Source organism: Blastococcus haudaquaticus (assembly GCF_900230285.1).
Lineage (GTDB): Bacteria > Actinomycetota > Actinomycetes > Mycobacteriales > Geodermatophilaceae > Blastococcus_B > Blastococcus_B haudaquaticus.
The window spans coordinates 867,815-886,268 of record NZ_OCNK01000003.1 but is presented as its reverse complement, the minus strand read 5'-3'; the positions used below and the strand labels follow the sequence as shown (position 1 = coordinate 886,268).

Below are 18,454 nucleotides of genomic sequence, written 5' to 3'. Positions count from 1 at the left end.
GCGGTGACCAGCCCCAGCCCCGTCGGCGCCGAGCTGACGCCCGGGGAGGTGGACGCGCTGGCGTTCCAGGCCGTGGTCGTCCTCGGCACCGTGCCCGACCTCGCGGTCGCGCTGGTCCGCTTCGCCCGACGCGATCGCGGGATCCAGCTCGGGCCGACCCTGGCGACCCTGGGTGTCGCCGCGGCGGCCCCGCGGTGGGGCCGGTGGGCAATCCGGGCGGCGGGACGCCGTGGCGTCATCGCCCGGGTCGGCCTCGCCGCGGCGGTGCTCCTCCTGCCCGCTGCCGCGGGCGTGGTCCGCCCGACGGTGGTGGGCACCCGGAACCCGCTCTGGCAGGTGGCCGCATCGGCGGCGGTGCGCACCGTCAGCGGGTGCCTCACGGCGCTGCCCGTCGCGCTCGCCGTCGGCCGGCGACGCCGGGACGGCCGCCTCAGCGAAGGGTGACGACGACCTTGCCGCGCACGTGCCCCTCGCCGACCATCCGGTGAGCAGCGACGAGGTCCTCGAGCGGGAACGCCTTGGCGATCGGCACCCGCAGCTGGCCGGCGTCGGCCATGCGGCCGAGCTCCTCGAGGTCGTGCTGCTCGGGCCGGACGAAGACGTAGCGCCCGCCCATGTCGTTGACCGACGGATCGACGATCGAGGCGATGCGGGAGACGTCGCGGACCTGCTTCGGGGCGTCGGCCAGGGTGTCGCCACCGACCAGGTCGAGGACGGCGTCCACCGGCTCGGACAGCTGGGCGCTGACGGGCCCGGCGGAGTAGTCGAGCACCTCGGCGGCGCCGGCGTCCCGGAGGAAGCCGTGGTTGCGCGGGCTGGCCGTCCCGATGACGTGGGCGCCGAGCGCGACGGCGATCTGGACGGCGTTGAAGCCGACACCCCCCGAGGCCCGGTGCACCAGGACGCGGTCGCCCTCGCTCACGTCGAGCGCCTCGGTCAGCGCCTGGTAGGCGGTGAGCCCGGCCAGCGGCAGTGCGCCGGCCTCGGCGAAGGAGAGCGACTCCGGCTTGTGCCAGAGGCAGCGCTGCGGCGCCGGCACGAGCTCGGCCGCCGTCCCCCACTGGACGTCGTCGCGGCGCACGTAGCCGAACACCTCGTCACCGGGCGCGAAGGTGACGACGGCGGGGCCGACCGCCTCGACGACACCGGCGACGTCCCAACCCGGGACGATCGGGAAGTGGTGCGGGTAGAAGCTCTGCAGCCCGCCGGCACGGATGCCCAGGTCGACCGGGTTCACGCCCGCGGCGTGCACCCGCACGAGGACGGTGTCGGGCCCCACCGGCGGGTCGGGCAGGTCGTCCCGGAGCTGCAGGACGTCGTCGTCGCCGAACCGGTCGTAGGCCATTCCGCGCATGCCGACCACCGTAGGCCGATGGCGACGGGTGGCCTCGGTCAGGTCGGGACGGTCAGCGCCGGCCCTTCACGTACCGGCCGAAGGCCTTCTGCATCTCCCGGCGCGAGTCGCGCTCGGCGAGGTCCTGCCGCTTGTCGTAGGACTTCTTGCCCTTCGCCAGCGCGAGGGTGGCCTTGACCTTGCCGTCCTTGAAGTACAGGTCCAGCGGGACGAGCGTCAGCCCGCCGTCCTTGATCTTGCCGAGCAGTTTGTCGATCTCGGCGCGGTGCATCAGCACCTTGCGCTTGCGGCGCGGGGCGTGGTTGGTCCACGTCCCCTGCATGTACTCCGGGATGTGGACGTGCTGCAGCCACACCTCGCCGTCGTCGATCGAGGCGAACCCGTCGACGAGCGAGGCCCGGCCGGCACGCAGGCTCTTCACCTCGGTACCGGTGAGCGCCAGGCCCACCTCGTAGGTGTCGAGGATCGAGTAGTCGTGCCGCGCCTTCTTGTTCTGGGCGATGAGCTTGCGCCCGGTCTCACGCGGCATCCCACCAGGTTACTTGGCCCGCGGTCGGCCCCCGAATGCGACGAACTCGTGGCCATCACGTGCTGATGACCACGAGTTCGTCGCACTCGCGTGAGGACTACAGGCGGACGTACAACCGGAGCGTCACGTAGGCCGCGATGCCGGCCAGGCCGACGCCGGCGGCCGCGATGACCGGGGCGATGAACGCGATCGCCGACCAGTCGACCGGCGGGATGATCCCGGCCTTGATCGGCCCGGCCAGCGTCCGGTCGACGAAGAGCACCTTGGTGAGCACCAGCCCGCCGATGGCGAGCAGCGCACCGATGAGCCCGGCGACCGCGGCCTCGAGGATGAACGGCAGCTGGGTGTACCAGCGCGAGGCGCCGACCAGCCGCATGATGTTCGTCTCGTTGCGGCGGTTGAACGCGGCCAGCTGGATGGTGTTGGAGATCAGCAGCAGCGCCGCCAGCGCCTGCACCACCGCCACGGCGATCGTGGCGTTGCGGGCGCCGTTGAGCAGGCTGAACAGCCGGTCCAGGAAGTCGCCCTCGTCGCGCACCTGGTCCACGCCCTCGGCGCCGGCGGGGAACTCGGCCTTGATGACCTCGTAGCGCTCGGGGTTGATCAGCTCGACGCGGAAGCTCTCGGGCAGCGCGTCCGCGGGGGTGTTCTCCACGAGCTCCGGCTGCTGGCTGAACTGCTGCTGGAAGCGCTCGTACGCCTCGTCCTTGGACTCGTAGATGAAGGTCTTGACCTCGTCGGAGTCCTCCAGCCGGGACTGGATGGCGGTCCGCTGCTCCTCGGTGACGTCGTCGGCCAGGAAGATGGAGACCTGCACCTTGTCGTAGTAGATCTCCTTCATGTCGGAGATCATCCCGGCGATGAGGAGGCCGGTGCCCATGAGTCCGAGGGAGATCGCCGTCGTCAGGATCATCGCGACCGTCATGGTCAGGTTGCGACGAAGCCCGGTGGCCACCTCGGAGAGGACGAAGTTGACGCGCATGGATTCCCTATCTGGATTTCTGCACGGCGGGAGACGAGGACGGGACGGTCAGCGGCACGTGGCCTGACGGCACAGCAGCCGCGCGGCTAGCGGCCGACCCCGTAGACGCCGCGCGACTGGTCGCGGGTCAGCACTCCCCCGTTGAGCTCGATCACGCGACGGCGCATGGAGTCGACGATGTGGTAGTCGTGCGTCGCCATGATCACCGTGGTGCCGGTGCGGTTGATGCGCTCGAGCAGCAGCATGATGCCCTCGCTGGTCTCCGGGTCGAGGTTTCCCGTCGGCTCGTCGGCGAGCAGCACCAGCGGCCGGTTGACGAACGCGCGGGCGATGGCCACCCGCTGCTGCTCACCACCGGAGAGCTCACTGGGCAGCCGCTGGGCCTTGCCCTCGAGGCCGACCATCTCCAGCACCTCGGGCACGACCCGCTTGATCGTGCGCGTGGGCTTGTTGATCACCTCGAGCGCGAAGGCGACGTTCTGGGCCACCGTGCGGTCGCGGAGCAGGCGGAAGTCCTGGAAGACGCAGCCCATGGTCCGGCGCAGCTTGGGCACCTGCCACTTGCTCATCGTGTTCAGGACCTTGCCGTTCACGCTGATCGTGCCCGAGGTGGGGGTGTCCTCCTTCAGCAGCAGCCGGAGGAACGTCGACTTCCCGGAACCGGAGGACCCGATGAGGAAGACGAACTCGCCCTTGTCGATCTCGGTGGACACGTCGTCGAGAGCCGGCCGGCCACTGGCCGGGTAGAGCTTGGTGACGTGTTGCAGTTCGATCACGAGGCGCCACGGTACCTGCCCCGGCTGTGCCGGGGCCCCGTTCTCGGGAGAACGCGCGGGACTCGTTCTCGCGCTGAGTCACCGGCTCCCGCGAACGCCCCGGTCACCCGTCACGGACGGTTGCGTCCGGCTCCGGATCGGCCCGTTCCGTGTGAAAGGACCCACGTGCCGGCATCGCCGACGTCCGCGTCAGGGGGCGATGACACTGGCCGGCTTCCGCGCCTGGGTCCGCTCCTCGCTCGTTCTTCGCTGCGATGCTCCCGAGGCTGTCAGCCGGCGTCGACGGTCTCCTGCTGACGGCGCCAGCGGATGCCGGCCTCGATGAAGGAGTCGATGCCGCCGTCCAGCACGTCGGCCGGGTTGCCGGTCTCCACGTCGGTCCGCAGGTCCTTGACCATCTGGTAGGGGTGCAGGACGTAGGAGCGCATCTGGTTCCCCCAGCTGCTCCCCTCCCCCTTGAGCGCGTCCATCTCGGCGCGCTGCTCGGCCTGGCGGACGACGAGCAGCCGGGCCTGGAGCACCCGCAGCGCCGCGGCCCGGTTCTGGATCTGCGACTTCTCGTTCTGGCAGGAGACGACGATGCCGGTCGGGATGTGCGTCATCCGGACGGCGGAGTCGGTGGTGTTGACGCTCTGGCCACCCGGTCCCGACGAGCGGAAGACGTCGACCCGGATCTCGTTCTCGGGGATGTCGACGTGGTCGGTCTGCTCCACGACGGGCAGCACCTCGACGCCGGCGAAGGAGGTCTGCCGGCGGCCCTGGTTGTCGAACGGGGAGATGCGGACCAGGCGGTGGGTGCCCTGCTCCACCGAGAGGGTCCCGTAGGCGTACGGCACCTTGACCGCGAAGGTGGCCGACTTGATGCCGGCCTCCTCGGCGTAGCTGACGTCGTAGACCTCGGTCGGGTACTTGTGGCGCTCGGCCCAGCGCAGGTACATGCGCATGAGCATCTCGGCGAAGTCGGCGGCGTCCACGCCACCGGCCTCCGAGCGGATCGTTACCAGGGCCTCGCGCGAGTCGTACTCGCCGTTGAGCAGCGTGCGGACCTCGAGCTCGTCGATGACCGAGCGGATGCTCACGAGTTCGCGCTCGGTCTCGGCGATCGTGGCCTCGTCGTTCTCCTCCGCGGCCATCTCGTGCATGAGGCCGACGTCGTCCAGCCGGCTGCGCAGCTCCTCGACCCGGCGCAGCGTGCCCTGCAGGAAGGAGAGGCGCGAGGTCAGGGCCTGCGCGGCCTCGACGTCGTTCCAGAGGTCCGGCGCGGCGGACTGCTGCTCCAGGTCGGCGATCTCGTTGCGCATGTCGTCGATGCGCAGGACGGCCTCGATCGACTCCAGGGTCGTGTTGAGCTCGTCGAGTACGACGGAGAAGTCGGCAGCCACGTCTAGCCAGGGTAGTGCGCCCGGCGCGGGGGTAGGCATCCATGGCATGAGCGAGCCCCGCCGACGACGATCCCGGGCGGACTACGAACGCGGCCTGCCCGACCACCACGACCCCACCGCCGGCTTCGGCGGAGCCGCGCCGGCCCGGTCGGCGCTCACCCTCCGGCTCGTCCTGGCCGTCTTCGGGCTGGTCGTCTGCGTCGGCGGCGGCCTGGGCTGGCTGGCGGTCGATGAGCTGCCGGCCTGGCCCGGGATCGCGCTCCTCGTGCTCGGCGCCGTCGCCGTCGTGGACATCGCGGTGATCCTGCGCCGCAAGGCGCGGGGCGAGCCCGGCTGAGCAGTCCCCCTCAGACCAGTGCGACGGGGATCGTGGCCGGCGGGTGTGCGGCGATCCAGCTCGGCAGCTCGCCGGCCGGCATGGGCCGCGCGATGTGGTAGCCCTGGGCGAAGCTGCAGCCGAGCGACTCCGCGAGGTCCAGCTGCTCGGCGGTCTCCACGCCCTCGGCCAGGCTGCGGATGCCGCAGGCCTGTCCCAGGGCGACGACGGCCGCGATGGCTGCGGCCGTCTGCCGGCGCCGGCCCTCGGTGAAGGCGACCAGGCTCCGGTCGATCTTCAGGACCCCCGCCGGCATGTTGACCAGCTGGCCGATCGAGGAGAAGCCGCTGCCGAAGTCGTCGATGGAGACCTCGACGCCGCGCGTGCGCAGCTCCGCGAACTGGGCCGCGGCCCGTTCGGGATCGTCGGCGACGGAGGTCTCGGTGAGCTCCACGACCAGCTGGCACGCGTCGAGCCCGGCGTCGGCCAGAGCGCCCATGACGTCGTCGACGAGCGTGCCCGAGGTGAAGTGGGTCGCGTTGATGTTGACGCCGGTGACCAGCACCAGCCCGGCGTCCCGCCAGGCGGCCGTCTGCCGCGTCGCCTCGCGCAGGACCCAGCGGGCCAGCGGCGTCATGAGGTCGTGCTGCCGCGCCGTCGGCAGGAAGTCACCGGGGTACAGGAGACCGCGCTCGGGGTGCTGCCAGCGGACCAGCGCCTCGACGCCGGTGCACCGGCGCGACGGCAGGCCCATCACCGGCTGGTAGTGCAGGACGAGCTCGTCGCGTTCGATGGCGAGCAGCAGCTCACCGGCGAGCGTCGCCCGCTGCTCGGCCGCCGTCCGCAGGTCGGGGGTGAACACCTCGACGCGGTTGCGGCCCGCGGCCTTCGCCGCGTACATCGCCAGGTCGGCGTCGCGGACCAGGTCGGTCGACCGGACGCAGGTACCCGAACCGTCCGTGGTGGCCACGCCGATGCTGGCGGTCAGCCGGGCGGTGCGGCCGGCCAGGTCGAAGGGACGGTCGAACGAGTCGTGGAACCGCTGGGCCAGGGCCAGTGCCCCGTCCTCGTCGCAATCCCGGCCGATGACGACGAACTCGTCACCGCCGAGCCGCCCGACTGTGTCGCCGGCACGGGTGCACTCGGCGAGCCGAGCGGCGAGCTGCCGCAGCAGGTCGTCGCCGACGTCGTGCCCGAGGGAGTCGTTGACGTCCTTGAACCCGTCGACGTCCAGGAAGAGCACGGCCACGGGGGCCTGGTCGCCCCGCCCCAGCTCCTCGTCGATGAGCTCGTGCAGGTGGGCGCGGTTGGGCAGCCCGGTGAGGTGGTCGTGCCGGGCCCGCCAGAGCGAGGTGCGCTCGGCGAGGACGCGGGCCGTCACGTCGGTGTGGGTGACCACGACGTGGCCGTAGATGCCCACCCGCGAGGCCTGCACGTGGTACCAGCGCGGCTTCTCGTCGCTCGGACTGGGCACCTCGCGGTCCACCGCGACGGCGTCGCACTCGCCCCGCGCCAGTGTCCGGAGGGACCGGACCAGCGCATGTCCCTCGGCGTCCCCGTGCACCGCGGTCGCCGCCGCGTAGTAGTCCGCGCCCGGCGGGATGATCGTGCCGTGCTCCTCACCGGAGGTGACCCACACCCGGTTGGTCATGGCGATGATGCCGTCGGGGTCGAGCAGGACCGTGGGCGAGGGCAGCGCGTCGAGCACGGTGTGCAGGAGCGCGGCGTCCAGGTCGGCGTCCCGCTGGTGGCGCACGTCAGGGGGCAGCTCGAAGCGCTTGCGTGCTACTTCCACGTCACCACCCTGCTCCGGGAGGGCCACCGTCCGTGGTGCCCTCGTCCCGGTATCCATCGGCAGCGGTGACCGGAGCCACAGGCCCCGCCGGCCGGACCGGCCCCAAAGGGTGAGGCCGCCCACCGGCCCGTCAGGGCTCGCGCGTCTCCTGGACCACCCAGCGCAGGTACGCCGGGTTCCCGTCCACCAGCGGCAGCGCGATCACGCACGGCACCTCGTAGGGGTGCAGCTCCCCGGTGCGGGCCACGACCGCGGGCACCAGCGAGCGGCGGGTGTGCAGCGCCACCCGGGCCTCGGGCTCCTCGTGCACTGCGCCCTCCCACCGGTAGACCGAGCGGATGGCGGCGAGCTGGTGGCCGCACGCGGCCAGCCGTTCCTCGACCAGGGTGCGGGTGAAGCCGGCCAGCCAGTCGGCGTCGGCGGCGGTGACCACGACCTCGCAGCACTCCTCGTCCACGGCGTCATCATCGCCCCGGCATCGGGGCGTGGAACGGCCGTCCTCGCGGGTAGGGGCCCGCCATGAGCGACGACATGACGATCAGCATCGACAGCGAGAAGTACGTCCTGCGCAGGGACGGCGAGGGGCTGCAGGTGGGGCGGCGCAACGGCGACGACGTGGCGTGGCTCGACACCGTCGACCTCTCGCTGCTGCCCGAGCCGGCCCGCCAGGCGCTCGACCGCGGCGACACGTCGGACGGGGCGCTGCTGACCGCCCTCCGCGGTGTGGTGCAGGCAGAGGTCGAGCGCGGCGGCTGACGGGGCCCGGTGGGGTGGGCCGCGCGCGCCCACCCCACCGCATCACGCCGCGAGCTGCACCGCCTCTCCCAGCGGTAGCCAGCGCAGGCGCGCACGGACGTCGGCCGGCGCGCGGGCGAACTCGGCCTCGATCGCGTCGCGGCCCTGGCGGAAGTGCGACCAGCCCTCGTAGTGGACCGGGATCGCCGTCCGCGGCCGCAGCACCCGGCACAGCTCGACCGCCTGGCCCGCGGTCATCGAGTAGCGCAGCGGCCCGGTCACCGGGAAGCGGACCCCGCCCAGGTGCAGCAACGCGGTGTCGACGTCGAACCGGTCAGCCACCTCGCGCACGCCGCCGAAGAGCACGGTGTCCCGGAGATCCACAGGACGCCGTCGTCCAGGCCGTCCCAGCGCAGCGCGAAGCCGACGACCGCGCCGGCCACCGGCCGGCTCAACGGCGGACCGTGCCGGGCGGGCGTCGCGGTCACCTCGATGGTCGGTCTCCCGGGAGCCGTCAGCTCCGTCGTCCCCCAGGGACGCAGCCCGCGGGCCGCTCCGCCCAGGCGCCGCGCTCCGGCCTCGGTCGTGACGACGGCGCCGGTCCGCGGGAGCAGGGCGCGACCGGCGTCGTCCAGGTTGTCGGCGTGGTGGTCGTGGCTGAGCAGCACCGCGTCGACGGGCAGCACGGCGGCGGCCGGGACGGCGGGTCCGGTGACCTTCCGGGACGACGTCCCCCAGCCGAAGGCGTACCTCCGTCCGGGGGCGTCGAACGTCGGGTCGACCAGCAGCCGCCAGCCGTGCACCTCGATGAGGACCGTCGGCCCGCCGATGTGGGTGAGCCGGACGTCCTTCACTGCTGGCCGGCCTCCTGCTTCCGGGTCACCGCGTGGGCCAGCGCCCACTCCAGGGCGTGGTCGGCGATCGCCTGCCAGCCCTCCTGCGCCGGCAGCAGGTGCGCGTACCCCGGGTACTCCTCCAGTTCGACGACGCCCGTCGTGTAGTGCTTGGCGTTCGAGCGCTGCACGCTCGGCGGCATGATGTGGTCCTCGCCGCCGGAGATGAACAGCAACGGGACGCGGTCGGGCTTGGCGTAGTCGACGTGCGCGTCCTGTGGGCCGGGCATGAAGTTGGCCAGCACCCCGCTCCAGATGATCCGGCCCGGGGCCGGGATCGCGTACCGCTGGTAGAGCCGCCGCGACTCCTCCTCGCTGAACGTGTTGGTGAAGGCGTAGTGCCACTGCGCCTCGGTCAGCGGGACCTCGCGGTGCCGGTTGGCCGGGTTCTTGAAGGCGGTGAACGTCGACTTGAGCTGCGACAGCGGCAGCACCCGCACGCCCTCGGTCGGCGCCGAGTTGAGGGTGACACCGACGGCGCCGTACCCGCGGTCGAGGAGCAGTTGCGTCAGCGTCCCGCCTGCGGAGTGGCCGATGATGATCGGCGGCGTGTCCAGCTCCTCGATCACAGCCGCGTAGTGGTCGACGATCGTCGGCAGCGTGAGCTCCGCGATGACCGTCGGGTCGGCGTTGAGCGCCTCGACCTCGACCTCGAAACCGGGGTAGGCGGGGGTCAGGACGCGGTAGCCCTTGGCCTCGTAGTGCGCCTTCCAGTCCTCCCAGCTGCGGGGGGTGACCCAGAACCCGTGCACCAGGACGATGGTGTCGGGACCACCGGGAGGCGGAGTCTGCGAGGGGCGGGGGGTGGGGACGGGGGTCATCTCTGCGTTCCTCTCAGGCCCGCGCGAAGGCGAGCAGGTCAGCGGTGAACTCCTGTTCGAGCGCCCCGGTGAAGCCGTGCGGCGCCCCGGGGTAGACCTTCAGCTGCGCGTCCTTGAGCAGATCGGCCGTCTTCGGTGCCGAGGCGAGGAACGGGACGATCTGGTCGTCGTCGCCGTGGGCGACCAGCACCGGCACGTCGATCTGGCGCAGGTCGTCGGTGAAGTCGGTCTCGGAGAAGGCGCGGATGCAGTCCAGGGCGCCCTTCAGCCCGACCTGCATGCTCCACAGCCAGAACGCGTCGACGACGCCCTGCGAGATCTGCGCCCCCTCACGGTTCATGCCGTAGAAGGGGACGGCGAGGTCCTTGTAGAACTGCGAGCGGTCGCCGGTCACCCCCGCGCGGATGGCGTCGAAGGCCGCGATCGGCAGCCCCTCCGGGTTGGCATCGGTGCGGAGCATCAGCGGCGGGACCGCTCCCAGCAGCACGGCCTTGGCCACCCGCCCGGTGCCGTGCCGGCCGAGGTACCGGGTCACCTCGCCGCCGCCCGTGGAGTGCCCGACGAGGATCACGTCGTGCAGGTCGAGGGAGTCGATCAGCGCGGCGAGGTCGTCGGCGTAGGTGTCCATGTCGTGGCCGTGCCACGTCTGGCTCGACCGCCCGTGACCACGCCGGTCGTGGGCGATCGTCCGGAAGCCGTTCGAGGCCATGACGTGCGCCGAGCCGTCCCAGGCGTCCGCGTTGAGCGGCCAGCCGTGGCTGAAGACGACGGGCTGACCGCTCCCCCAGTCCTTGTAGAAGATGTCGGTGCCGTCCGGGGTGGTGACGAGGCCCATGCCGCTCTCCGCGTGGATCAGTTGTCCGTGCATCCGTATGGACGGAGCCTGGCAGCGCGGGACCGGTGCCTATGTGCTGTCGCTGCACGGTTCCGGACCCACGCTGCACGCAGGTTTCGCGCGTCGGGACGTTCCGCGTGGCGACGGCCTCTGCCACGCTCGGCGGCGTCAGCGGCCCGACCTGCGCACCACTGCCGCGCCTGCCCCCGACTCCAGGAAGGCCGGATGCTCCTCCTCGACACCGCGGCCGTACCGCGCGCCGAGCGCGTCGACGCCTTCCGCGCCGCCATGGGCGAGGCCTCGGTGCCCTGCCGCATCGACCACGAGGACCCGTCCGGCGGGGTCCGGGCACGCATGCACCTGTGGGAGTTCGGCTCCGCCAACCTGTTCACGGCGGACTCGACCGGCTTCCGGCTGCTGCGCACGTCACGTCACCTGCGCATGGAGGCGACGCCGGTCGTCGCGCTCGCCTTCCAGGCCAGTGGGGTGGGCCGGTTCAGCCAGTTCGACGCCGAGTCCGCCGTCCGGGACGACTCGCTGATGCTGAGCGACCTGACCGGCCCCTACGCCTTCTCCTGGGGCGGCTGGGGCGGGTCGCGCGCCTTCCAGATCCCGTACGAGCACCTGGCACTGCCGGTAGACGTCGTGCGGCGAGCGGGTCCCCGCCTTCGGGCGAGCCCACTGCACGGGCTCGTGCGCGCCCACCTGCAACGGCTGGCCGACCGGGCCGAGCAGCTGTCCCTGGACCCGGGTGCGGCATCCCTGGGGCGGGCGACGACCGAGCTGGTCCGGGCACTTCTGGTGTCCGCCGCCGGCGACGTCGCGATCCGGCCACAGGTGCGGGCGGAGACGCTGGTGAGCCGGGTGCTCGTCTACGCCCAGCAGCACCTCGCCGAGCCCGACCTGACGCCGGAGCGGATCGCGCGGGCGCACAACGTCTCGGTCCGCCTGCTCTACCGGTCGTGCGCGGAGGCGGGGCTGAGCCTGGAGCAGTGGATCATCGGCCGGAGGCTGGAGGAGGCTCGCGCGCTCCTCGCCGCCCCGGCGGGCCGGCAACGGGCCATCGCCTCGGTGGCGCAGGCCTGCGGCTTCTCCGACCCGAGCCACTTCGCACGACGTTTCCGTGCGGCCTTCGGGCTCTCGCCGCGGGACTGGCAGCACCTGCCGCGCTGAGCGGCCGGAGCCGGTCTCAGTGCGCGGGCACGGCGAGGACGACGACGTTGTCGGCGTACTGGCCGGTGCCCTCGTCGAAGGCGCCGCCGCAGGTGACCAGGGCCAGGCGGGGTGGTCCGTCGGCGCGGAACAGCTCTCGCGGCAGTGCCGACTTCGGGTACGAGGTCCGCGACTCGACCGCGTACCGGTGGGTGCCGCCCGCGGCGTCGGTCAGCTCGACGGCGTCCCCGATGCCGACCTCGAGGAGGGTCTCCAGGGGGCCGGCGCCGAACTCGGCCGAGTCGACGTGCCCGGCGACGACGACGGTGCCGGACGGGCTGCCTGGTAGCGCGCCCGCGGCGTACCAACCCAGGACGGACGGCCGCTCGGGGAGCAGCAGGGCGCCGGTGTCGAGGACGCCGACGGGGACCAGGGGAACGGGACCCGGGGTCAGCGGGAGCGAGATCCCGACCGGCGCGGCAGGCACCTCGGGCAGCGGTGCGGGATCAGTGGGTTCCGGCGCCGGCGGGTTCGCGGTCGGCCGGTCCGCGGACCGGGACGGCGGAACCGGCGGTGGACCGAAGGCCTGGGCGTCGGCCCGGGGCGAGGCGAGGGTCAGGGCCAGCCCCGAGCCGACGAGCAGCAGCCCCGCGACCACCAGACCGATGAGGGTCCGGCGTCGCGGGGCGGTCATGCGTCGGTCAGGCAACCGTCGAGCGACGGCGCACCAGGCCGAAGGCGCCGGCGCCGATCGCCACCGCGCCGAGACCGGCGAGGCCCCAGCCGAGACCCATCGTGCCGTCGTCAGCGGCCTGGCCACCGGTGCCGCCGGGCACCGACGTCGGGACGCCGTACTTCGCGGCCACCGTCCGGAGCTCGACGAGGTGCTGCTGGACCACCGGCGTGGACGTGCGCGCCAGGGTCAGGACCGTCTCGTCGGAACCGGACGCCAGCTCCTTCTGCGTCGCCGCGAGCGTGGTGCTGTGCGAGCCGATCTGCTGGGCGATCCAGGCGGTGTCGAACGCCTGGCCCGTGTTGGCCTGGACGGCGGCGAGCTGCTGCTTCTGCTCCGGGCTGGGCTCGGCCGGCAGCTGCACCCCCAGCTGCTGGGCGGCCTGCGTGAGCGCCGTGTCCAGCTCGGTGTGCATCTGGATGAACATCGCGCCCAGGTCCTTCACCTCCTGGGTGGTCGCCTGCTGCTGAGCCGCAGTACCCGCGGCGATCTCGGTGAGGTTGCTCTGGTGGGCCAGCTGCATCCAGGCGGTGTCCTGCTCGGACGGCGCGGCGAGGGCGGGTGCTGCGGTGAGGAGGACAGCGCCGAGCACTGCCGCTGGGACGAGGGTGAGCCGGGACAACATGCGCATGCCGGAGAACTCCGATGAGAGGTGCAGCGAGACCGCAGACTGTTTCCCGGCACCTCGCTGGCCGCCCGGGCCTACCCCACGCCAGAGAGGCTCATGCCATTCCATGGCGCGCCATGGAAAGTCGCACCGGTCCCCGGCCGGGAGCCGCGCCGGCCGCTACGGTCCCGCTGTGACCGAGCCGGGAGCAGCAGACGGAGCAGGGGCCGGAGTCCAGGCGCGCATCGCCGCCGCCTACGCCACCGCGGGCAGAGCCCTGGAGCTCGGGTCGGTGATGCACGCCGGTGTGACTGATCCCGCGGCTGGGGTGCGGCTGCCGCTGGCGATGCTCAACCGGCACGGCCTCGTCGCGGGCGCGACGGGCACGGGAAAGACGAAGACGTTGCAGGTGATGGCCGAGCAGCTGTCGGCCGCCGGGGTGCCGGTGGTCCTGGCCGACATCAAGGGCGACCTGAGCGGGCTGGCCCAGCCCGGCGCGACCGGCGAGCGGGTCGCCGCCCGGGCAGAGCAGACAGGTGACGCCTGGACGCCCACCGGCTACCCGGTGGAGTTCCTGTCCCTGGGCGGGATCGGGCCCGGCGTGCCGGTGCGGGCCACCATGACCGGCTTCGGCCCGGTGCTGCTGTCCAAGGTGCTCGACCTCAACCCGACGCAGGAGAGCTCCCTCGGCCTGATCTTCCACTACGCCGACGACGCGGGGTTGCCGCTGCTGGACCTCAAGGACCTGCGGTCGGTCGTCAGCTGGCTGATCAGCGACGAGGGCAAGCCGGAGCTGAAGAACCTCGGCGGGCTCTCGCCGGCCACCGCGGGCGTCATCCTGCGCAACCTCATCGGCCTGGAGGAGATCGGCGGGGACGTCTTCTTCGGGGAACCGGAGTGGGAGCCCGCCGACATCATGCGGACCACCGCCGACGGCCAGGGGGTGATCAGCGCCGTCGAGCTGGCCGCCGTCCAGGACCGGCCGGCGCTGTTCTCGACCTTCCTCATGTGGCTGCTCGCCGAGCTGTTCGAGGAGCTGCCCGAGGTCGGCGACCTGGACAAGCCCAAGCTCGTCTTCTTCTTCGACGAGGCACACCTGCTGTTCAGCGGCGCGAGCAAGGCGTTCCTCGAGTCGGTGACCCAGACCGTGCGGCTCATCCGCTCCAAGGGCGTCGGCATCTTCTTCGTCACCCAGAACCCGACGGACGTGCCGAGCGCGGTTCTGGGGCAGCTCGGCAACCGCGTGCAGCACGCGCTGCGCACCTTCACCCCCGAGGACGCGAAGGCCCTCCGCAAGACGGTGTCCACGTTCCCGAAGAGCGAGGACTACGACCTCGAGGAGCTGCTGACGTCGCTCGGCACCGGCGAGGCCGCGGTGACCGTGCTGTCCGAGCGCGGCTCCCCCACGCCCGTCGCCGCGACCATGCTGCGCGCCCCGCGGTCACTCATGGCACCGGTCGATCCGGCCGTGCTGACGGCGGCCGTCGCCGCCTCGCCGCTCTGGCCGAAGTACGGCGAGCCGGTGGACCGCGACTCTGCCTACGAGCGGCTGGCCGCCCGGCTCGCTCCCCCACCGCCCGCCCCGGTGCCGGCTCCCGAGGCGGAACTCCCGAACCCGTGGCCGGAGATCCCGGACGCGCCGCCGACGCCGCGGTCCCGTGCCCGCCGCCGGGCACCGGAGCCGGCCGAGGAGGACCTGGTGGCGAAGGTGCTCGGCTCGTCGGCCTTCCGGTCCTTCACCCGCTCGGCCGCGTCCGCGCTGGGCCGGGAGCTCACCCGCGGTCTCTTCGGCACCCGTCGTCGCCGGTGAGCCCGGCGGCCCGGGTCAGCGGTCGTGCGGCACGTGGTCCGGCCGCACCCGCTCGCCGAGCGCGTGCACTCGCCAGCCGCCGAGCCCCGGACGCCAGACCAGCGTCGCGATGACGGCATCCCCCTCCCCCGCCTCGGGGAGGAAGCTCAGGTAGACGACGTCGGGGTCGTCGGCCGAGGGCTGCGCCTCGGAGGCCATGCCGCAGCCGGGCAGCAGGAGGGCGGCGCGGGCGAAGTCGCCCCACCACTGCCAGCTCTCCGGTGTGACGACGAGGCCGAGGATCTCGAGGTCCGGCCCGTCGGGTTCGGTGACCGCCGTCCAGAAGACGGCCGCGACGGTGACGGCGTTGTGCGGACCGGGCTCGCCGGCCGCCACCAGCGCGGCCGACTCGGGGCCGGGCGGCGGGTCGTCGGGCAGTTGGTCGCCGGACGGCTGGTCGGACGGCGGCGGGGCCATGACGACACGATCCCCGACGGGGCGCCGTCCCGGTCACTCGAAGTAGCGCCGCGGGGCCTCCACCAGCATCTGCCGGATCTGGTCGTCGGTCATGCCCCGCTCGCGCAGCATGGGCAGCACGTCGGTGCTGATGTGCGTGTAGTTCCAGTTCGGCGCGATCTGCTGCTTGGCCGCCTGCGCCTCGGCGCCCGGGAAGTAGTCGATGTAGCAGCTCGCGTCGTGGGCCAGCACCATCCGGTCGGCGTAACCGCGCTCGGCGAGGGCGACGATGGTGTCCACCCGCGACGACGTCGGGTTGTAGATGTCCAGACCGAAGCGGTCCATCCCGAGCAGGCAGCCGGCGTCGGCCAGCTCGGAGAGGTAGTCGAGGTCGTTGCTGTCGCCGGCGTGGCCGATGACGACCTTGGTGAGGTCGACGCCCTCGTCGCGGAACACCTGCAGGGCCATTCGCCCGGCCTGGTTGCCGACGGAGGTGTGGACGGTGATCGGCGCGCCGGTGTCGCGGTGGGTGGCGGCGCAGGCGCGCAGGTTGCGCTCCACGCCCGGGGTCAGGCCCTTGGCCTCCACCACGCACTTGAGGAACGCCGCCTTGACCCCGGTGCCGGCGATCCCGTCGCGGATGTCGCGGGTGAAGTCGGTGACCATCGGGTCGACCGGGAGGTCGAGCAGCAGGCCCGGGCCGCGGTGCTCGTACTGGTGCGGGATCTCGTCGTAGGTGTAGAGGCCGGTGGCCACGATGATGTTGAGGTCGGTGTGCTCGGCCACCCGCTGCACGCGCGGGATGTAGCGGCCCAGCCCCCACACCGTGGGGTCGACGATCGTGTCGATGCCGAGCGCCTTGAGGGCGTTCAGCTGCTCGACCGCGTCGGCGACCCGCTCGTCCTCGTCCCACCAGTCGTTCTCGCCGTAGTTCTGCAGGTGCTCGGTGGAGAGCACGAACACGTGCTCGTGCATGAGCGTGGGACCCAGGTCCGCGGTGTCGATCGGGCCTCGGACGGTCTCGACGGTGGGCATGTCTTCCCTTCGGTGGACGGGTCTCAGCGCTGGGTGGGCCAGTCGGTCTGCTCGCGCAGGGAGGGCTTGAGCACCTTGCCGCCGGGGTTGCGGGGCAGCGGCTCGGACCGGATGACGACGTACTGGGGCACCTTGAAGTCGGCCAGGTGCTCGGCCGCGAAGGAGGTCAGGTCCGCGACGTCGGGTGTGCGGCCGGGCCGGGGCACCACCACCGCGCCGACCTTCTCGCCCATCATCGAGTCGGGCACGCCGATGACGGCGACCTCGCCCACGTCGGGGTGGGCGGCCAGCGCGTTCTCCACCTCGACGCAGTACACGTTCTCCCCGCCGCGGTTGATCATGTCCTTCTTGCGGTCGACGATCGAGACGCGTCCGTCGTCGTCGATGCGGGCCAGGTCGCCGCTGTGCAGCCAGCCGTCGACGAACGTCTCCGCCGTCTGCTCCGGCTTGCGCCAGTACCCGGGGACGACGTTCGGGCCGCGGATGAGCAGCTCCCCCACCCCGCTCACCGGGTCGGGGTCGGCCAGCCGCACGTCGACCACCGGCGCGGGGTAACCCACGGTGTCGGCGTGTTCGGCGGCGTCCTCGTGCGGCAGGTAGGTGGAGACGGACGCGGTCTCGGTGAGCCCGAAGCCGTTGCCGACCCGGGCGGTGGGGAACGCCTGCTGGATGCGGTGCACCAGGTCGGGGGCGATGGGGGCGCCGCCGTAGCTGAGGGAGCGGACCGACGAGGTGTCGACGTCGCCGAAGTCCGGCTGCTGCAGTGCCAGCCAGTAGATCGCCGGCACGGTGGTGAGCAGCGAGATGCGCTCGTCCTGGATGGCGCGGAGGAAGGCCCGCACCTCGAACGCCGGCATGATCACCGACGTCCCGGCCAGCGCCGTGACCACCAGGAGCTGGGAGTTGCAGCCGGTGACGTGGAACAGCGGCACCGAGATGAGCGTGGACGCGGGCTCCGACCGGTCGACGGCGAGGCAGCGCAGGCAGGTCTCGACGTTGGACAGGAAGTTCTCGTGGGTGGTCATCGCACCCTTGGGGAAGCCGGTCGTGCCGCTCGTGTAGAAGATCGCGGCCAGGTCGGTGAGCCCCTGGTCGGTGGTCTCGAGCGGATCGCCGTCGGGCAGCGGCTGTCCGGGCTCGAAGGCGTAGGCGGCGCCGGAGTCGTCGAGGACGTAGCGGACCTCGGGCTCGGCGAAGCGGGTGTTCACCGGGACGACGACGGCGCCGGCGAGCAGCGTGCCCCAGAACCCGTAGACCCAGTCGTTGCCGTTGGGCAGGCGGTTGGCGACGCGGTCCCCCGGCTGGACGCCTGCCGCGCGCAGGCCGCCGGCGACGCGGGCGGCGCGGTCCCACAGCTGCCGGTAGGTGACCCGCTCGCCGCCGAGCTCGACCAGCGCCTCGCCGTCCGGCCGGCCGTCGACCGCCGATCTCAGGAGCGCCAGGAGGTTCTGCGGGAGGTTGGCGTACCGGCGGATTCCGTCCGGGCCCGTCTCGATGCCGCTGCGGTCGAACGGATACGCCATGCCGACCTCCGTGACGTCGTCGTCCGGTGCTGGTCAGCGGAGTGTGGCGTGGTCGGTGTCGGGCGTCCAGAGCGGCGCAACGCGTTGCACCGCGACGGCGCCGGCGGTCGCTATCCGGCGGCTCCGGTGCCGGCCGGCGGGCCCGGTCGGGGACGGAGTGGCCGGAGCTTCAGAGGCCGGGACCGGCGGACGTGCGGACGGCGCTGGTGCGCCTCCTCGGCGAGCTGGCGGGCGGCGACGACGCTCGCCGGGTCAGGAACGGTCGAGGGCACCGCGGGACCTCGTTCCCTCACCTCGGTGCTCACAGGCCGGTCAGTGCCACGAGCAGCACGATGGTCCCCGCCACCAGGAGGGACACGGTCATCCCGGCGAGGGCGAGGCCGCGTCCGCGGGTGCCGTCGCGTCGGGTGTTGCGGAGGCCGAGGGCGCTGAAGACGATGCCGAGGGGGAAGAGGACGACGGCGAAGACCAGGCCGAGGATCGCCATGACGTCCGTGACCGCGGCGCCGCGGAAGCCGCGGTCCGGGTCCAGCTGGACGGTGGAGCCCTGCACGTGGGTCATGGCATGAGCGTGTCCGGCGCGAGGGGTGCTCCACATCGCCCGGAGGTGCCGACTCCGGTACGACCAAAGTCGTAGGCCGCGGCACCCTACGTCATCCGCCGGGTGGACACGGGTCAGCGGCCGTCGACGTAGCGGTCCCCGCCGACGTGCAGGCCAGACCCTCCGCGCTCTGCTCGAAC

At 72.5% G+C, this 18,454-nt stretch carries 22 protein-coding genes; 5 read left to right on the top strand and 17 right to left on the bottom strand.

Annotated features, from left to right (window positions below; genetic code table 11):
• Nucleotides 1-3: 3 nt before the first annotated feature.
• Nucleotides 4-444, top strand: coding sequence for a hypothetical protein (locus CRP30_RS15765; RefSeq protein ID WP_097184847.1), 441 nt, complete (start codon nucleotides 4-6; stop codon nucleotides 442-444).
• Here CRP30_RS15765 and CRP30_RS15760 read toward each other — a convergent pair.
• From CRP30_RS15760 to prfB, 5 genes are all read right to left on the bottom strand, one after another.
• Nucleotides 431-1,354, bottom strand: coding sequence for an NADP-dependent oxidoreductase (locus tag CRP30_RS15760; protein WP_097185030.1), 924 nt, complete (start codon nucleotides 1,352-1,354; stop codon nucleotides 431-433). The two genes, CRP30_RS15765 and CRP30_RS15760, sit on opposite strands and share 14 nt — an antisense overlap.
• 52 nt (nucleotides 1,355-1,406) lie before the next feature.
• Nucleotides 1,407-1,883 (bottom strand): SsrA-binding protein SmpB, encoded by a 477-nt coding sequence (gene smpB / locus CRP30_RS15755; RefSeq protein WP_097184846.1) that lies wholly within the window; start codon nucleotides 1,881-1,883, stop codon nucleotides 1,407-1,409.
• A gap of 97 nt (nucleotides 1,884-1,980) precedes the next feature.
• The gene (gene ftsX / locus CRP30_RS15750) at nucleotides 1,981-2,865 is read right to left on the bottom strand and encodes a permease-like cell division protein FtsX (RefSeq protein ID WP_097184845.1); all 885 of its coding nucleotides are present in this window, start codon (nucleotides 2,863-2,865) and stop codon (nucleotides 1,981-1,983) included.
• Between the two features lie 86 nt (nucleotides 2,866-2,951).
• The gene (gene ftsE / locus CRP30_RS15745) at nucleotides 2,952-3,641 is read right to left on the bottom strand and encodes a cell division ATP-binding protein FtsE (RefSeq protein WP_097184844.1); all 690 of its coding nucleotides are present in this window, start codon (nucleotides 3,639-3,641) and stop codon (nucleotides 2,952-2,954) included.
• A 269-nt stretch (nucleotides 3,642-3,910) separates the two neighbouring features.
• On the bottom strand, nucleotides 3,911-5,023 hold the full coding sequence (gene prfB, locus CRP30_RS15740; RefSeq protein WP_097184843.1) for a peptide chain release factor 2: 1,113 nt from the start codon (nucleotides 5,021-5,023) through the stop codon (nucleotides 3,911-3,913).
• Nucleotides 5,024-5,069: 46 nt separating this feature from the next.
• Here prfB and CRP30_RS15735 point away from each other — a divergent pair, with 46 nt between their 5' ends.
• Nucleotides 5,070-5,360: a DUF6343 family protein gene (locus tag CRP30_RS15735; protein ID WP_097184842.1), complete on the top strand. Its 291-nt coding sequence runs from the start codon at nucleotides 5,070-5,072 to the stop codon at nucleotides 5,358-5,360.
• 10 nt (nucleotides 5,361-5,370) lie between these two features.
• Here the strand turns inward: CRP30_RS15735 and CRP30_RS15730 are convergent, their stop codons facing one another.
• Both CRP30_RS15730 and cutA read right to left on the bottom strand, forming a co-directional pair.
• Nucleotides 5,371-7,134 (bottom strand): putative bifunctional diguanylate cyclase/phosphodiesterase, encoded by a 1,764-nt coding sequence (locus CRP30_RS15730; protein WP_235003448.1) that lies wholly within the window; start codon nucleotides 7,132-7,134, stop codon nucleotides 5,371-5,373.
• Between the two features lie 130 nt (nucleotides 7,135-7,264).
• A complete protein-coding gene (gene cutA, locus CRP30_RS15725; RefSeq protein ID WP_097184841.1) occupies nucleotides 7,265-7,591 on the bottom strand; it encodes a divalent-cation tolerance protein CutA in 327 nt (108 codons plus the stop codon).
• A gap of 62 nt (nucleotides 7,592-7,653) precedes the next feature.
• Here cutA and CRP30_RS15720 point away from each other — a divergent pair, with 62 nt between their 5' ends.
• Complete coding sequence (locus tag CRP30_RS15720) at nucleotides 7,654-7,890, top strand: hypothetical protein (RefSeq protein WP_097184840.1); 237 nt, start codon at nucleotides 7,654-7,656, stop codon at nucleotides 7,888-7,890.
• A gap of 42 nt (nucleotides 7,891-7,932) precedes the next feature.
• Here the strand turns inward: CRP30_RS15720 and CRP30_RS22810 are convergent, their stop codons facing one another.
• Genes CRP30_RS22810 through CRP30_RS15705 form a run of 4 tightly spaced genes read right to left on the bottom strand, consistent with a single transcriptional unit; the run spans nucleotide 7,933 to nucleotide 10,451 of the window.
• Nucleotides 7,933-8,211, bottom strand: a complete 279-nt coding sequence (locus CRP30_RS22810; protein ID WP_200814777.1) for an MBL fold metallo-hydrolase — start codon at nucleotides 8,209-8,211, stop codon at nucleotides 7,933-7,935.
• A complete protein-coding gene (locus tag CRP30_RS15715) occupies nucleotides 8,148-8,723 on the bottom strand; it encodes an MBL fold metallo-hydrolase (RefSeq protein ID WP_200814776.1) in 576 nt (191 codons plus the stop codon). The genes CRP30_RS22810 and CRP30_RS15715 overlap by 64 nt, the downstream gene beginning before the upstream one ends.
• Entirely contained in the window at nucleotides 8,720-9,583 is an 864-nt protein-coding gene (locus tag CRP30_RS15710) for an alpha/beta hydrolase (protein WP_097184839.1), read from the bottom strand. Before CRP30_RS15710 ends, CRP30_RS15715 begins: the two co-directional genes overlap by 4 nt.
• Nucleotides 9,584-9,596: 13 nt before the next feature.
• The gene (locus CRP30_RS15705; protein ID WP_235003447.1) at nucleotides 9,597-10,451 is read right to left on the bottom strand and encodes an alpha/beta fold hydrolase; all 855 of its coding nucleotides are present in this window, start codon (nucleotides 10,449-10,451) and stop codon (nucleotides 9,597-9,599) included.
• Between the two features lie 192 nt (nucleotides 10,452-10,643).
• Between CRP30_RS15705 and CRP30_RS15700 the strand changes: the two genes are divergently transcribed.
• On the top strand, nucleotides 10,644-11,591 hold the full coding sequence (locus CRP30_RS15700) for a helix-turn-helix domain-containing protein (protein WP_097184837.1): 948 nt from the start codon (nucleotides 10,644-10,646) through the stop codon (nucleotides 11,589-11,591).
• 16 nt (nucleotides 11,592-11,607) lie between these two features.
• Here CRP30_RS15700 and CRP30_RS15695 read toward each other — a convergent pair whose 3' ends face one another.
• Both CRP30_RS15695 and CRP30_RS15690 read right to left on the bottom strand, forming a co-directional pair.
• Nucleotides 11,608-12,264, bottom strand: a complete 657-nt coding sequence (locus CRP30_RS15695) for a class F sortase (RefSeq protein WP_097184836.1) — start codon at nucleotides 12,262-12,264, stop codon at nucleotides 11,608-11,610.
• Between the two features lie 7 nt (nucleotides 12,265-12,271).
• The gene (locus CRP30_RS15690; protein WP_159961752.1) at nucleotides 12,272-12,934 is read right to left on the bottom strand and encodes a DUF4142 domain-containing protein; all 663 of its coding nucleotides are present in this window, start codon (nucleotides 12,932-12,934) and stop codon (nucleotides 12,272-12,274) included.
• 169 nt (nucleotides 12,935-13,103) lie between these two features.
• On the opposite strand from CRP30_RS15690, the gene CRP30_RS15685 reads away from it, so the two are divergent.
• Entirely contained in the window at nucleotides 13,104-14,720 is a 1,617-nt protein-coding gene (locus CRP30_RS15685; protein WP_235003445.1) for a helicase HerA-like domain-containing protein, read from the top strand.
• Between the two features lie 15 nt (nucleotides 14,721-14,735).
• Here CRP30_RS15685 and CRP30_RS15680 read toward each other — a convergent pair whose 3' ends face one another.
• The 4 genes from CRP30_RS15680 to CRP30_RS15665 all read right to left on the bottom strand — a co-directional run bounded on the left by CRP30_RS15680 (nucleotide 14,736) and on the right by CRP30_RS15665 (nucleotide 18,275).
• Nucleotides 14,736-15,176, bottom strand: coding sequence for a hypothetical protein (locus tag CRP30_RS15680; RefSeq protein ID WP_097184835.1), 441 nt, complete (start codon nucleotides 15,174-15,176; stop codon nucleotides 14,736-14,738).
• A gap of 33 nt (nucleotides 15,177-15,209) precedes the next feature.
• Complete coding sequence (locus CRP30_RS15675; RefSeq protein WP_097184834.1) at nucleotides 15,210-16,190, bottom strand: phosphotriesterase family protein; 981 nt, start codon at nucleotides 16,188-16,190, stop codon at nucleotides 15,210-15,212.
• 23 nt (nucleotides 16,191-16,213) lie between these two features.
• Nucleotides 16,214-17,713 carry a class I adenylate-forming enzyme family protein gene (locus CRP30_RS15670; protein WP_097184833.1) on the bottom strand — a complete coding sequence of 500 codons (1,500 nt, stop codon included), beginning with the start codon at nucleotides 17,711-17,713 and terminating at the stop codon, nucleotides 16,214-16,216.
• Between the two features lie 301 nt (nucleotides 17,714-18,014).
• Nucleotides 18,015-18,275 carry a DUF4190 domain-containing protein gene (locus tag CRP30_RS15665; RefSeq protein WP_200814774.1) on the bottom strand — a complete coding sequence of 87 codons (261 nt, stop codon included), beginning with the start codon at nucleotides 18,273-18,275 and terminating at the stop codon, nucleotides 18,015-18,017.
• Nucleotides 18,276-18,454 lie beyond the last annotated feature (179 nt).

Excerpts from the sequence above, each read along its gene's own strand:
- CRP30_RS15720 (WP_097184840.1), top strand. The coding sequence starts at position 7,654 with ATGAGCGACGACATGACGATCAGCATCGACAGCGAGAAGTACGTCCTG.
- CRP30_RS15735 (WP_097184842.1), top strand. The coding sequence starts at position 5,070 with ATGAGCGAGCCCCGCCGACGACGATCCCGGGCGGACTACGAACGCGGC.
- CRP30_RS15690 (WP_159961752.1), bottom strand. The coding sequence starts at position 12,934 with ATGCGCATGTTGTCCCGGCTCACCCTCGTCCCAGCGGCAGTGCTCGGC.
- CRP30_RS15665 (WP_200814774.1), bottom strand. The coding sequence starts at position 18,275 with ATGACCCACGTGCAGGGCTCCACCGTCCAGCTGGACCCGGACCGCGGC.
- CRP30_RS15675 (WP_097184834.1), bottom strand. The coding sequence starts at position 16,190 with ATGCCCACCGTCGAGACCGTCCGAGGCCCGATCGACACCGCGGACCTG.
- CRP30_RS15705 (WP_235003447.1), bottom strand. The coding sequence starts at position 10,451 with ATGCACGGACAACTGATCCACGCGGAGAGCGGCATGGGCCTCGTCACC.
- CRP30_RS15700 (WP_097184837.1), top strand. The coding sequence starts at position 10,644 with ATGCTCCTCCTCGACACCGCGGCCGTACCGCGCGCCGAGCGCGTCGAC.
- CRP30_RS15710 (WP_097184839.1), bottom strand. The coding sequence starts at position 9,583 with ATGACCCCCGTCCCCACCCCCCGCCCCTCGCAGACTCCGCCTCCCGGT.
- CRP30_RS15680 (WP_097184835.1), bottom strand. The coding sequence starts at position 15,176 with ATGGCCCCGCCGCCGTCCGACCAGCCGTCCGGCGACCAACTGCCCGAC.
- CRP30_RS15760 (WP_097185030.1), bottom strand. The coding sequence starts at position 1,354 with ATGCGCGGAATGGCCTACGACCGGTTCGGCGACGACGACGTCCTGCAG.
- smpB (WP_097184846.1), bottom strand. The coding sequence starts at position 1,883 with ATGCCGCGTGAGACCGGGCGCAAGCTCATCGCCCAGAACAAGAAGGCG.
- CRP30_RS15695 (WP_097184836.1), bottom strand. The coding sequence starts at position 12,264 with ATGACCGCCCCGCGACGCCGGACCCTCATCGGTCTGGTGGTCGCGGGG.
- CRP30_RS15670 (WP_097184833.1), bottom strand. The coding sequence starts at position 17,713 with ATGGCGTATCCGTTCGACCGCAGCGGCATCGAGACGGGCCCGGACGGA.
- ftsX (WP_097184845.1), bottom strand. The coding sequence starts at position 2,865 with ATGCGCGTCAACTTCGTCCTCTCCGAGGTGGCCACCGGGCTTCGTCGC.